The organism is Streptomyces sp. NPDC029526, assembly GCF_040637405.1.
Classification (GTDB): Bacteria; Actinomycetota; Actinomycetes; order Streptomycetales; family Streptomycetaceae; genus Streptomyces.
In genome coordinates this window covers 74,042-86,840 of sequence record NZ_JBEZWE010000020.1, presented here as the reverse complement: position 1 = coordinate 86,840, position 12,799 = coordinate 74,042, and the positions used below count along the sequence as shown (strand labels likewise).

The 12,799-nt window shown below is 68.1% G+C and carries 14 protein-coding genes; 4 read left to right on the top strand and 10 right to left on the bottom strand.

Going from position 1 to position 12,799, the window contains the following annotated elements:
• Nucleotides 1-603: 603 nt before the first annotated feature.
• The 7 genes from AB0F01_RS27975 to AB0F01_RS27945 form a co-directional block, all read right to left on the bottom strand.
• Nucleotides 604-1,182, bottom strand: a complete 579-nt coding sequence (locus AB0F01_RS27975; RefSeq protein ID WP_225611549.1) for a hypothetical protein — start codon at nucleotides 1,180-1,182, stop codon at nucleotides 604-606.
• Between the two features lie 146 nt (nucleotides 1,183-1,328).
• The gene (locus tag AB0F01_RS27970) at nucleotides 1,329-1,709 is read right to left on the bottom strand and encodes a DUF3846 domain-containing protein (protein ID WP_192233384.1); all 381 of its coding nucleotides are present in this window, start codon (nucleotides 1,707-1,709) and stop codon (nucleotides 1,329-1,331) included.
• A 541-nt stretch (nucleotides 1,710-2,250) separates the two neighbouring features.
• On the bottom strand, nucleotides 2,251-3,258 hold the full coding sequence (locus tag AB0F01_RS27965) for a hypothetical protein (protein ID WP_192233386.1): 1,008 nt from the start codon (nucleotides 3,256-3,258) through the stop codon (nucleotides 2,251-2,253).
• An 85-nt stretch (nucleotides 3,259-3,343) separates the two neighbouring features.
• Nucleotides 3,344-3,898 carry a helix-turn-helix transcriptional regulator gene (locus tag AB0F01_RS27960; RefSeq protein WP_362101197.1) on the bottom strand — a complete coding sequence of 185 codons (555 nt, stop codon included), beginning with the start codon at nucleotides 3,896-3,898 and terminating at the stop codon, nucleotides 3,344-3,346.
• Between the two features lie 115 nt (nucleotides 3,899-4,013).
• On the bottom strand, nucleotides 4,014-5,372 hold the full coding sequence (locus AB0F01_RS27955) for a replicative DNA helicase (protein WP_225611551.1): 1,359 nt from the start codon (nucleotides 5,370-5,372) through the stop codon (nucleotides 4,014-4,016).
• 2 nt (nucleotides 5,373-5,374) lie between these two features.
• Nucleotides 5,375-6,502 (bottom strand): hypothetical protein, encoded by a 1,128-nt coding sequence (locus AB0F01_RS27950; RefSeq protein ID WP_362101195.1) that lies wholly within the window; start codon nucleotides 6,500-6,502, stop codon nucleotides 5,375-5,377.
• A 269-nt stretch (nucleotides 6,503-6,771) separates the two neighbouring features.
• Entirely contained in the window at nucleotides 6,772-7,038 is a 267-nt protein-coding gene (locus tag AB0F01_RS27945) for a helix-turn-helix domain-containing protein (RefSeq protein WP_192229480.1), read from the bottom strand.
• A gap of 105 nt (nucleotides 7,039-7,143) precedes the next feature.
• On the opposite strand from AB0F01_RS27945, the gene AB0F01_RS27940 reads away from it, so the two are divergent.
• A complete protein-coding gene (locus AB0F01_RS27940) occupies nucleotides 7,144-7,788 on the top strand; it encodes an HAD family hydrolase (protein WP_192229479.1) in 645 nt (214 codons plus the stop codon).
• Nucleotides 7,789-7,792: 4 nt separating this feature from the next.
• Nucleotides 7,793-8,629: an NAD(P)-dependent oxidoreductase gene (locus AB0F01_RS27935; RefSeq protein WP_192229478.1), complete on the top strand. Its 837-nt coding sequence runs from the start codon at nucleotides 7,793-7,795 to the stop codon at nucleotides 8,627-8,629.
• 7 nt (nucleotides 8,630-8,636) lie between these two features.
• On the opposite strand, the gene AB0F01_RS27930 is transcribed toward AB0F01_RS27935, so the two are convergent.
• The 3 genes from AB0F01_RS27930 to AB0F01_RS27920 form a co-directional block, all read right to left on the bottom strand.
• A complete protein-coding gene (locus AB0F01_RS27930; protein ID WP_192229477.1) occupies nucleotides 8,637-9,206 on the bottom strand; it encodes a guanylate kinase in 570 nt (189 codons plus the stop codon).
• Nucleotides 9,203-10,240, bottom strand: a complete 1,038-nt coding sequence (locus AB0F01_RS27925; protein WP_192229476.1) for an AAA family ATPase — start codon at nucleotides 10,238-10,240, stop codon at nucleotides 9,203-9,205. The genes AB0F01_RS27930 and AB0F01_RS27925 overlap by 4 nt, the downstream gene beginning before the upstream one ends.
• Before the next feature lie 179 nt (nucleotides 10,241-10,419).
• The gene (locus AB0F01_RS27920) at nucleotides 10,420-11,172 is read right to left on the bottom strand and encodes a GntR family transcriptional regulator (RefSeq protein WP_192229475.1); all 753 of its coding nucleotides are present in this window, start codon (nucleotides 11,170-11,172) and stop codon (nucleotides 10,420-10,422) included.
• 688 nt (nucleotides 11,173-11,860) lie between these two features.
• Here AB0F01_RS27920 and AB0F01_RS27915 point away from each other — a divergent pair.
• Nucleotides 11,861-12,136 (top strand): hypothetical protein, encoded by a 276-nt coding sequence (locus AB0F01_RS27915; RefSeq protein WP_192229474.1) that lies wholly within the window; start codon nucleotides 11,861-11,863, stop codon nucleotides 12,134-12,136.
• Between the two features lie 142 nt (nucleotides 12,137-12,278).
• Nucleotides 12,279-12,626 (top strand): hypothetical protein, encoded by a 348-nt coding sequence (locus tag AB0F01_RS27910; RefSeq protein WP_225610493.1) that lies wholly within the window; start codon nucleotides 12,279-12,281, stop codon nucleotides 12,624-12,626.
• Nucleotides 12,627-12,799: the final 173 nt, after the last annotated feature.

Genomic DNA, 12,799 nt, shown 5'->3' with positions numbered 1-12,799 from the left:
GCCATCCGGACTCGGCACACGAGCCGGCCCGCGGAGCGGGTCCCCCAGCGCTGCGCGCTGGGAAACGAATGAATTCGCTGCGCGAATTCAAAAACCCGCTCCGCGTGTTTTATGAAATGCGCTTCGCGCATTTCATGTATTCACGCAAAGCGTGAATACGGATTTCCGCTGCGCTCCAATCCTCGGGGGCCGGTTCCGCTGCGCTTCACCGGCCCGGGGCATCCGCTGCGCTCCTGCCCTACCGGCTACGCCGGGCAGCAGCGGGCGGAGCGGGTGACGGTGCATCAACTCTGCTACCAGGTAGGATCCCGAACCGACCAGCACCACCGGCCAGAGGCCGGCCCACCCGGAACCACCACCAGGACCAGGAGGACTGATGTAGACAAACCCCCGAGCAGACCAACCGTCAGACGATCTACCAGGGCGGGCCGCCCTGGTCTCGCCGTCCTGAGATGCTACCACCCGCACACGGCCAAAACGAGCTGGGATCAGCCATCCGGCAACCGGGTCTGCGAGGCATCCCCACCTTGTTGTGCCCGCGTTTGCATCGTGTGATGCATCGGGTAGATTCCCGAACGAACGCACACTCCTTGGCGGTCCTGTCTATCGGTTGCGTTCGATGTGAGCTACCCAGGTGACGGCCTGGACTTTGCTGGGGATTTCTCCGATTTCGCGTGCTGCGGCACGGTAGCAGTCGGCGAGCATGTTGTAGCGCCCGACCGCTCCCAATCCTCTGTCCCGCTGACCATAGATTTCTTGCACGGCGATGTCGTGTGCGTGGCGGTCGATTACGACGGCATCCGGGTCCTCCGGATCGGCGATGCACAGGTAGAAGAAACCGGTTTTGATGTGCATGGGCAGGACTTCACTCGGGTCGGTGCCCGACAGAATTCGGTCTGCCTTGGTGATTGCGTCGCGGACGTGTCCGCTCGCCTTCCCCTCTTCGAATGCTTTGCGGGCCAATCGGCAGTTCTCGGCCCATGACTTGTTGGCAGAGAGTGCGGCAAGGACGCCTGCGCCTTTGGGGGTGTCTCCTGCGGCGATCTCTGCGGCGAATTCGTGGGCCGTGGCGTACCACTGGGCTCCGCGTCGCTTCTGGTCGGCCGTGGCCGCGTGCCACTTGTCGATGACGGCTTGAGTGTAGGCGGCGCGCTGCTGCTCGGTGCACTTGACCGGGATCATGGTTCCTTGGCGGGGTGTGGGCGCGCGGGGTTGGGGTGAGGAGCGGCCTCGATGGGCGCTCAACTCAGGCCGGCGGCGCGCGGGAGGAACTGAGGGGAAGGGCCGGGGGTGGGAGACTTGTGCGGCCTCCCACCCTCTTGGATTTGTCAGTTGGTGTGCGGGGTGGGAATTGTCGGAACGTCGATTCCTGCCAGCTTCAGAAGGGCTCGGCAGTTGTCGAGGGTGAGTCCCTTGGTGTCGCCTCGGGCGTCGGTTCCGCCGGTGAATACGGCGGTTCCGTGGTAGGACTGGTGAACGGGCGCCGAGAGGGAGTAGAGGATCAGGGCCGGGATGTTGGCGGGGGAGCCCTTGAGCATTCCTTCATCGTCCAGCCACATGGAGACCTCGGGCGAGAGGTCGACGACGGTGATGGTGCTGCATTCAATTTCGCGGTAGAGAATGCCGAGGGTGTTTCCGGTGCGGGGCCATTCGATGACGCTGAAGGATGCGTCGGGGCGGAGGACCAGGGCGAATTCCGTTGCGGACATGGGTGTCCCCTTTCAGGTCGTGAGGGTCTTTGGTCGTTGGTCGACTGCCACCGCCGACCAACAAGAAAAGTGTATCGCAACTTACCTTGCGATCCAAGTGTTTTCGCAGGTCAACGCACTGCGTGGTGGGCCGGGGCCCGGGTGTCGTGCCGCCTATTCACACCGCGCAGCGGTGGGAATTCGCCGGTTCGGCCGTCGCAGACGGCGGGACAGCGCGCAGCGGTGTCCCGGTACCGGGAGGCCGCCGGTAGACCGCGCAGCGGGCCCGGCGAGGGTGGAAGACAGGTCGAGCGCGCACAGCGCGCGGTCGGGACGCGCAGCGGCCCGGCGGCCTGGCCCACCCGGGCGTGAGTGCGCGCAGCGCGCGGTCCGGGGTGCGCAGCACCCCGGGCACGCCCCGGCGGCGCGGCGGCCGGGCCCCGGCCCACCACGCAAGAGAGGAACATTCCACTGGGCCCCTGCTGCGCCCTGTCTCCTCCGGTACAGCTCGGGCCCCCAGGAGTGTCCTGGGGGCCCGGATCAACGCGCGACGTGCCCAGGGTCAGCCGGTGCTTTCCAGGGCCTTCACGAGGTCGGCGGCGGTGGGTGTGGTGCCGGTGGCGAGGTGGCGTACCTGCGGGCTGGGCGGGGGCCATGCTGCGCCTCGGCCGAGCGGGTGGCGGCGTGAGGTCGAGGTGCGCCAGCCGTGCCGCTCTGACCACACCAGAGCGGCGGCCGGCGCCGTGGGGCTGTCCAGGACTAGCGCGGCCACGACTTCGTCGTCCTGGGGGTGCTGGACGGCCGGTGGGGCGTCGGCGGTCGTCCAGCCGCGGGCATGCAGGGCGCGGGCGACCCCCGCGAGGTAGGGGTGCGCCTGGCGGCCGCGCACGATGGACTCTGCGCGGATGCCTGCGCGGCGGGTGAGTGCGGCCGGGTAGCCGAGGATGTCGGCGGCCTGCGAGGCGCTGATGCCTCGCTGCTCCATCACGTCGGCCATCCGCTCCGCGCGCAGGGCTGTCAGTGCGGCCTGCGCGGTGTTGCGGTGCACGCCGAGCTGTTCGGTGACCCGGGCCGCGGTGAGCGCGGGGTCGTCGTCCAGCAGCTGCGCGACGCGCGCGGGGAGCACGTCGCGGGGGACCTGGTCGCCGACGCCCGCAGGGCGGCCGGCGCCACCGCTGGGCCGGGGTCGGGGGGCAGGGGTGTAGTCCCGTACGACGTGGCGGGGCCAGTGCTCGACTCCGCCGACACGCACCATGTGCTCGCTCACCGACGGGTGTTTCTTGCGGCGGTCCCAGGCATGCAGAGGAATTCCGCTGAGCGCAGCGGCCTCCTGGCGCTCCAACAGGTCTTCGTCATCGTCCGTTGTGGGTAGTTCCGGGACGGGGCGCCCGGCGAGGTAGGCGTCGACCTGCTCGCCGTCGTAGAGCCGGGTGCGGCCCGTGCTCAGGGGCGGCGGGAACCCTTCAGCTTGCAGGCGGCCCGAACTGAGCAGGGTCTGCACAGTGATGCCCTGCTGCGCTGCAATGTCGGCAAGGGTGCGCACCAGGTGCTGGCGTCCGGCGCGAATCATCGTTGGTCCTCCCAATCCGGCGAACACCGGAGGTCGAGAAAAAGGTAGCGATTTAACTACCGACACGGGGCGGGCAGCCACCGCTTCACAGGTCGATTTCCATCTGCTCGATGTCGGTGAACTCCACAGCGAGGCCCTGGGCGCGGCGCCCGCCGTCCTGGAAGTACAGCTCGCCGAGAGCCTGTCCGGCGAGGTCGCGCAGTTGCTGCTCGCTGGCGCCGGCGTCCTGGGCGTCGAACAAGCGGGCCGCGTGCTGCGGGGGCAGGGCGAGGGTGATGTGCCGCAGGCGGGCGTCATCGGTGGTGCCGGGTGCGGCGGTGAATCCGAACCGGGCCCGGACGTCGATGACGATGCCCGTGCTGGTGGCCGCCTGCTTGCGGGCTCGGGCGCGTACCCGCGGCTGCCAGCGTTCCCGTACGGCGTCGGCCAGGCGCTGGGCGAGGTCCGGGCGGGGCCGGCGAATCTGGTCTTTGACGTACCGCTCGACCGTGCGCTGGGAGATGCCGAGTTGCTGGGCCACGGCGCGGGTGCCCTTGAGCTGTTTGACCAGGTAACGCATCTGCGCCCCGGCGCTCTTGGGGATGGGGCGGGTGACTGCCCGCTGCACGGCCCGGTTCAGGCCGTCGTCCACGATGCCCACGGTGGGCACCTCCGTTCATGATCGGCTGTGCGGGCCGCTGCGAGGCGATCACGGGCCGGTCGGGGGAACTGCCCGGCCGGACCGTGATCGCGCTGCACAGCGGCCCCCAGGGGGCTTAGCGGGCCGGTTCTTCCTCACCGGACATGTCGCGCAGACGGCTGTAGTGGAACTGGTGGCCCACGGTCACGGTCCCAGTGGGCCCGTTGCGGTGCTTGGCCACGATGAGATCCGTCTCCCCGGCCCGCTCGGACTCGGGCTCGTAGTAGTCGTCGCGGTGCAGCAGGATGATGTTGTCCGCGTCCTGCTCCAGTGCTCCGGAGTCGCGCAGGTCGCCCACCTGCGGGCGCTTGTCCTGCCGCTGCTCGGGCCCGCGGTTGAGCTGGGCCAGGGCGATGAGTACGGCCCCGGTGTCGGAGGCGAGGATCTTGAGTTCGCGGCTGATCTCGGTGACGCGCTCATACGGCGTCTGCCGGCTGTTGCGCTGGTCAGTCTGCATCAGCTGCAGGTAGTCCAGAATCACCAGCGGCGCGCGGCCGGTCTCGCGGACGATGGTCTTGATCCGGGAGCGGATACGGGCCGGGCTGACGCGGGCGCTGTAGTCCATCCACAGCGGAAGGCCGCGCAGCTCCGGAACGAACCGGTCCATGCGGTCCCAGTCCTCCTGCCGCAGGCTGTCGGCACCATCACGCAAGTGGTGGAACGCTACCCGCGCCCGGGCCGACAGGATGCGGTTGCTGACCTCCCCACGGCCCATCTCCAGGCTATGAACCAGCGTGGGGCCGCCTGCACGGGCATTGGCCGTGGCCACGCCGAGCGCGAACGCGCTCTTGCCCATCGCCGGGCGCGCGGCCACCAACGTCATCTGCCCGGGCATCAGCTTCATCAAGGCATCCAGGTCCTTGAACCCAGTGATCGCGGACGGCGGGACGGACACCGCCAGGCTGTCCAGGTGCGCGTCCAGGTCGTCGCCGAACCGGCCGAAGCTGTCGTCCTCGTCATCAGCAGCGAGGTACTCCAGTTCCGCCTGGTGGGCGGCGATCGCCTCCGGCACCGACAGCGGGTCCGCGATGCGGGCGCCCTGCATACCGCGCACCAGCGCTGCCTGGTACCGGCGCACCTGGGCGTACCCGTGCACGAGGTCGGCGTAGTGCCCCGCCTCGACCGAAGAACACGCGCTGCTGGCGATCTGAGACAGCCCGGCCGGGCCGCCCACCCGCTCAAGGTTGCCGGTGCTGCGCAGCTCGGCCTCGACCGCGGGCACACCCGTGGGGCGGCCGTGCCCGTGCAGCCGCTGCACCGCCGACCACACCAGACCGTGCGCGGGCTCGTACCAGTCGCCCTCGCGGACCGCGCGGGCCACGTCTGCCACCGGGTCATAGGCCGGGGTGGCCAGCAGGCAGGCGCCCAGCGCCCTGCGCTCCGCGTCCACGGAGACAGCCAGCCCCTGGTCCTGCTCCTGGTCCTGGATCTGCATGGTCACTTGGTCACCTCCACGTCGCTGCGGGTGACACCGGGGTGCGTGCAACGCCGCTGCGGGCCGTCGTCGTCGTCATCCAGGAGCCAGCCGTACTCATCGCAGGCATGGCAGGCCGCGATCACGCCGCGCATCCCGGCCTGCCCGGAACTGCTGGCCGGTGCGGGCGTTGCCTGAGGGCGCACCAGCGCGTAGCGGCGCAGATCGCGCACCCACCCAGGCAGGCACTTGGTCCAGGACGCTGCGCCTCCGGTGTTCTTGAGCACTTCCGCTTCGAGCAGGGCGAGGTACCCGGCATCAGCACCCACCAGGGACGGCCAGCCCTGCTCACGCATCGTGCGCAGCAGCTTGGGCGCGCAGCTACGGGCCGTGGCCGCGCCCGCCTGCCACCGCTGCATCTGCTGAAGGAAGTCGACAGCCGCAGCGGTCTCCTCCACAGAGAACTCCGGTCCTTCCTCCCTCTGTGACGGGAGCGCCCCATTGGGGTGCATGGGAGGGGTAGGGGAGGAGGAATCCTCCTCCTCCGGGGGGTGTGGGGGGTGGACGCCGGATCGCGGGTTTTCCGCATTCCGGCTCTGACCAGGCGAAACGCGGGTTTCCGGATCGCGGGTTTTCCGCGATCCGGCTCCGGATCGCGGGTTTTCCGCATTCCGGCTCTGACCAGGCGAAACGCGAGTTTCCCGCGATCCGGAGGGCTGGGAATCGCGGGTTTCCCGCACTTCGCCGCTGACCTGCTGGGATGCCGCGATCCCCAGGTCGACGTACTGCTCGTTGTTGGCAGGGTTCCGGTACACCCGCGTGGCCCACGTGGGGCGCTGGGTGGTCTCGTCGTAGACGGAGACGCGAGCGAGGTGGCCGGCCTTCGTCAGGCGTGCCGCGATGGCGTTGAACCGGTCCTTGCCCATCTTCCAACCCTGCGCCTGCATGTCCCGGCGGATGGCTTCCATGGTCGAGGGCAGGCGGGGGTCGCGAAGCAGCAGCTCTGCGAGGACGCCGATGTCTTCGGGCTGCAGGCCCGGCGTGCGCACCAGCTCGCGACGCAACACGACTTCCTCGGGCGGCTCCCAGCCGCGTTCGAGGTAACTGGCGCCGAAGTCGTCAGACGACGGTGGACGCTGTGGGCTGTGCAATGTGGTACATCTCCCCAGGTAGGGGAGCCGCGACCGGCGATGTGACCATGTGGAACACCCGGAGTAGTGGCGGTGCGCAATCTGATGCGCATACTCTGGGTATAGGTGACTACGCGGGCCAAGGGCCCACGGGCATCACCCCGGCGAGGTCACCTCACCGGGCACGACTCAAAACTTTGGCGAGTGAGTGAGTCGACTTGGGAAGCGGCTCCTGTTGTGGCGACAGGGGCCGCTTCGCTTTACGGGGGGCGAGCGAGACAGCGCATTGGTCATTCTCCCCTGTATCCGTCTGCGGCGGCCGGGTGCTTGGCTGCCCAGCCAGCAAGCAAGCGCGCGTATGCCTCCAGGTGGTGACGGCGCGGCTTGGCTGCTCCGACTTCCCAACGGTTGAAGGCCACGCGGGTGACTCCGAAGACGTCGGCCACTTCCTGCTGAGTCAGACCATCCGCCTTGCGTAGCCGCGCGCGGACCTCTGGCGCCGGCAAACTATCCGGTCGCCCGAGCAGAGCATCGACCGCGTCCAGCAGGTCAGACAACGCTCCCCCTCTCCTCGAATGATCCAGAACTATACACAATTCTTAACTGCTCCACAGGGATTGATGGTGTGTCAGCCAGCGTTTCGGAGGGATAGTGTCCGCACCATGCCCCTTGCCTTCTTCGATTTGGACGGCACACTCGTTGACCGGCAGACCGCCACTCTTGACGCCATCAGCGTGCTGTGCCAGAGGCGTTGTTACAGCGCAGCCATCGAGCAGCGATTGCGCGCAGATCTGATCGACCGCGCGAACCCCAGCGACTTCACTCGGTTGCAGGACACCTTCGGCTTGGAGACGTCGGGCGCGGAACTGTGGCAGGAGTACGTCGACCTCATGTCGTCTGCTGTTTCCTGCCAGGCAGAGGTCCTTGAGAGCTTGGTCCGCCTGCGTGGCGCTGGATGGACGATCGGGATCGTCACCAACGGGGCCAGCGACGTCCAGCGCGCCAAACTTGCAGGAACCGGGCTCACTCCCTTGATTGACGGAGTTGCCGCTTCGGGTGATCTGGAGATCCGAAAGCCGGATCGGCGTCTCTTCGAACTCGGGGCCGCCCGGTGCGGCGTCAGCCTCGCGAACGGCGGCTGGATGGTCGGCGACAACCCGACAAGCGATGTCGGGGGCGGCCACCAGGCCGGCCTGCGGACCATCTGGCTGCGCGGCCGCCCCTGGCCCGACGGACTCCCCGCCGCGCACCACGTAGTTGATGACGTCACCGACGCCATCACCATCCTGCTTGCAGAGACGGAGTAGCACCGTGGACCAGCCGACCGTCGGCATCCTCCACCCCGGCAGCATGGGTGCCGCCGTCGCGGCCTGCGCCGCGGCCAACGCCTCCGCGGTCCTGTGGTGCGAGGCCGGGCGCAGCACTGCGTCCCGGGAGCGCGCTGTCCAGTTCGGCCTGACTCCTGTGACCGCGCTGTCCGAGCTGCTGGACCGCAGCGACATCGTCATCAGCCTCTGTCCTCCGGCTGCTGCCGAGGACTTGGCACGCGATGTCGCCGGGCGCCATTTCGCCGGGGTGTACGTGGAGGCGAACGCCATCAACCCCGAACGGGTGCAGAGGGTCGCCGCGCTACTCGGGCCGGAGGCAACGGTCGTGGACGGCGGTGTCATCGGCTCCCCGCCGGTCGGCGGCAAGGTGCCGACCTTGTACCTGTCCGGCCCGGACGAAGCGACCGAGCACCTTGAGGTCCTGTTCGCGGGCACCGCCGTTCGCACGGCGAAGCTTGGAGCGGAGGTTGGGAAGGCATCCGCGCTGAAGCTGGCGTACGCCAGCTTCCAGAAGACCTCGCGGGTCCTGGTGGCGCTCTCGGTCGGCATGGCCCGTGAGTACGGCGTCGACCAGGAGCTCATCGAGGTTGCCTCCCGACGCACCGACTCGTACCTGTCCGAGCCGCAGTACGTCGCCAAGACCGCGGCCCGCGCCTGGCGCTGGGGCCCGGAGCTGGAGGAAGCTGCCGACACTCTCGCGGCCGCCGGCCTTCCGCCGGAGATGCTGCGTGCGGCCGCGTCTACGCTGGAACGGTGGAACGACGCCAAGGACGGCGAGCTCACGCTCACCGACGCCTTGGACCGACTCGCCCAGCCGTAGCCCGCGCTCATGCCGTCGCCGCTCCCGCCCGCTGCGACAGCAGCTGGTCGATGAGCCGCGCTGCGTCCCCTGGCATTGACACCGTGGTGTCCACTGTCAGGTCCCACACCATGCCCGGGTGCGCGTCCAGGTCCTCACGAGTCGCGTCCCACGCCGCCAGGCGCGCCGCGGTGTCGCTGTCGCCGCGCCCCGCCGACCGCTGCTCGGTCACTTCGCGCGGACACCACAGCAGCACCACCGACCAGTCGGCGGGGTAGCCGTCGACCAGCGCGCGGATGCCGTCGACCTGCCCGAGATGCACCACAGGTACCCCGGCCGCGAACGCGGCGTCGACGCCGGGGCGGTCGATAGCGTAGGTGTTGCCGTACCGGGCGTTCGCGTAGACGACGTCGCCTGCGGCCTCCAGCTCGCGCAGCTGCTCCGCTGTGCCCATCCGGTAGCCGACGGCTTTGCCTGTTCCGACCTTGAGCCGCGTGAACTGCGCGTACTTGGAGTCGAGTGCGTTGAGTGCGGCTGTGACGGTGTCCTTGCCCGAGGCCGGCGGACCGTACAGGATGACGCCTTGGCTTCCGGTCATGGGTACATCGCCCCTATCGCCTGCCGGGCCTGGTCTGCCAGCGTGACTGCGGTCCCCAGTCGGTTGTCGACGACCAGGTGTGGCACAGCCGGGCGCAGGTCGAGGTCGATCGTGGCCATGTACTCCTCCCACCGCTGGAGTTTCCACGCGTCCCGGGCCGCTGACCGGAACCCGATGTACTCGCGCATCGACTCCTCGTCGCAGCGCACCCACACGGGGAAGACGTCGACGCCCATCGAGCCCGCACGGTTGGCCAGGCGCTGCATCCAGTCCGTGTCAGTCATCTCGGAGATGAACGGGGCGGTCAGCACAGTGGAGATTCCGCACTTGATGTTGGCCATAGCTGACTGCATCAGGCAGTCGTACTCCACGGGGCGGACTTTCTCGCGGTAGAGCTCGGTGTGCCGGTCGTTCGCATCGCCACCCAGCGCGACTAGGAGCCGCTCTACGAGCGGGCGGGTGAGCGGGTCCTTGTCGAGCAGCGGCCAGCCGGTGAGCTGAACGAAGAAGCGGGCGAGCTCCGTCTTCCCGCTGCCGGCGAAGCCGCCAACCAAGATGAGCACTGGATGGTGGGGGTCGCCGCCCGTGTGCCGACGCTTCCACGCATCGATGATTCGCTGCTGCAAGTCGAAGTGGTCGGCTTCGTCCGAGCCCGGCGCGATGCGGTGAATGGCTCGCTCAACAGCCAAGACTTGTGAGCCGTTGAGGCGGTCGTCCATCGGTGTGAGCTTGAAGGATGTCTCTTCACCAGGCAGGGCGGTACGGAACCCCAAATCGGGCTCGGTGGCCCGGTACAGGAGGCAGTAGGCACGTCGGTAGTGCGGCCCCGGGTAGACCTCACCCTGCTCGTGTTGCCACAGGGTTTGAGGGTTCGCGGCTGGGATCCCCTTTAGTTTTGCCTGTTCAGCTACCTCCCGCAGCCGCTCACCAGCCTTCTCCAGGGTCAGGCCATGAGCCTCGCGTTGCTCACGCAGCTTGTCTGGACGCCAACCCGCTCGGTGCTTCCCCACCCCTTCCCCCTCCTTCATCTTCATGGTCGCGAGCCTAGGGCGTGGGCCCCAGATCTCGTGTGTACGCGGATGTTGAAAAGCCGTGAACACGGGTGCGCATGAGCTTCGACAAGGCGTTGTGATGTTGCCTTTCGACGCTCGCGAGTGTGATGGCCCACAGATAGCTGGTCGCGAAGGGACTTGAGATGGGCGAGTCGGGGCGCTTAGGCGTCAAATGCATACTCCAGAACGTAGGCCGCGGCGTCCATGGTCATCTCATTCACTTCGACGGCCAGAAGTTCAGCGTCAAAGGCCGTGCGGCACAGCTTGATGACTGGGCGTTCCGAGGGGATGCTCAGTCGTTCGGCCTCCTGAGCTACAGGCAGCCGGCATCGGATTTCCTCGCGGAAGTGAGCGGGGGCGTGCCCGATCTCTGCGAGCCTGGCGTAAATGCCGCCCTCGCCGGTGTCCACGCGCATGATCGCTGTCCCCTCGACGAGGATGAGGGGCAGGTACGAGGTCGCGAGCATGACGGGCCTATCGTCCAGCACGAAACGTCTGGACCGAGCACAGATCAATTCACCCTCGGCAACATCCAGCATCCGAGCGATGTGCGGTGGCGCGGCCACGGTGTCCACGCGGACATCGATGGTGACCGGGCGTTCTTCGTCAGCGGACCAGATGGACTTGCCGGCCACCCACTGCTCTCGCGCGAGTCGCTGGATACCGTGGCGCCGAATCGGGCGGAACTGGATGACCCGGGCGCCAGCACCCTTTTTGGTCTCTACCAAGCCCTCGATCCGCAGGATCTTCAGCGCCTGGCGGGCAGTCAGCACGGCGACTTCGTACCGGGCGGCGAGCGCGCTCTCTCCTGGCAGTCGATCGCCGGGACCGTACTCGCCGGACTCGATCGCCGCCTTCAGATCGTCAGCAATTCGCTGGTACTTGGGTCGTTGTTGGCCTGTGTCACTCGCCATTCTTCTCCTTACCTCGTTAGCGATCCTAGGCCGCCTGGGTTCGAGGTCAGGCATGCGCGGCTGGGTGGTGCGAGCACACCACCCACCATAGCTCGTTAACGCGATCACTTGACATCGTTAACGAGGAGGGTTCTACTGTCTATACCTCGTTAACGAGGTTTCGCCCGGAGGGCCCGAGAGGGCGTGACGGAAGCGCTGGCTGCTTGAAAGCTCAACAGAGTGATCCATCGCCTATACAGCCGTGACCACGCCGGCTGAGGTGAGTGGAAACCCGTCGTGAGGCGCCATCACTCCTGGTGGTGGCAGTCGGCACGAGTTGTGACCCGTTGGGCGCTGGCTTCGGCCGGCGGTCCAGGCCGGTAAGACGGCCTGGACGCTCATTACTGACGGCGAGCCCGTTGGGCCGACAGCCCACGACGCTAAAGAACGACGCGGCAGACCTTTACTGCGATGACCCGCCCCGGACGGATCTCCCGGGCACTGAGCAGTCCGCGTCCATCTGAGATCTGGCGCCCCGGCGCCGCGGCATCCTCCGCAGCCCTGCGCTGCCCGCCGGCCACTGCCCCGCCCTCGCGGCCGGGACGGTGGCCGGCGGAGTGCGCAGGACGCACTCACGCGACGAACCCCCGGGACGGGGGTCCCCGGGGGTTCTTGTCGCAGGTCACCTTTTGAGAGAGGACGACCCGTTATGCACAGCATCGCACCTTGCCCGAGCGTTCAGGAAGAGATCGGCCCCAGGCTGCCAGGCGCCATCTACGCGAACGTTGACGGACGCTTCGAGGTTCTGGCCCTCATCACCAACCCGGTGGAAGCCGCGCAACTGCTGCGCCGGGCGGCCCGGTGGGCGGTCATCGTCCGCGACACCCTTCGCCCCGACGGCCAGCCCTTTGCGGTCGGCTCGGTATGGACGACATCCGATTACCTGATCCGGCCTGCCCGGATCCAGTACGCCCCGGCCGCCTGAACGGCCAACCACGGTCCGTCTCCCACCCCCGCCGACAGGGGCGGGAGACAGGCCGTGGCTGGCCGTCCGGCCAGCCATACAGCGACAGCCCCGGAAGGTCAGAGTTCCGGGGCTGTCCGGTCACAGGACATAGGAGGTCCCCTTGACCACAACGATCATGACACGCCCGACGGCCTGTACGACAGTGGCCGCCGACAGTCCCGAGTATTGGTGCGAGCCGTGCGGCACCTTCCACTCGGTCCCCTGCGCCAGCACCGACAACCGCCAGCTCGGTGACCTCCTGGCCCGCATGGTGCGCGACAGCGACGACCGTATCCCGGCCGAACGCCGGGCACGGCGGACGCTCCAGGAGATGATGCCCGGCTACTACCGCCAGCCGGTTCTCACCCTGCACCGGCCGGTAATGGCTGATGACGCCTGTGGACTGTGCGGCCGGTGGAACTGCGACCCGAGCAAGTGCCCGCCCGAGTCGAGGGCGGTGACCGCATGATCAGCAGGCTGACGGACGAAGAGCGCAAGGCGCTGTCCGAGAAGCTCCGCGAGGTCAACAAGCAGTCCCAGCAGCGGCCCCGCTGATGCAGCACCCCATATGTGCGGCCCGGGACGCGCAGTACCGCGCAGCCCGGGCCGCCGCCAGGATCGGCGTCCGCCACCCTCTCGCCC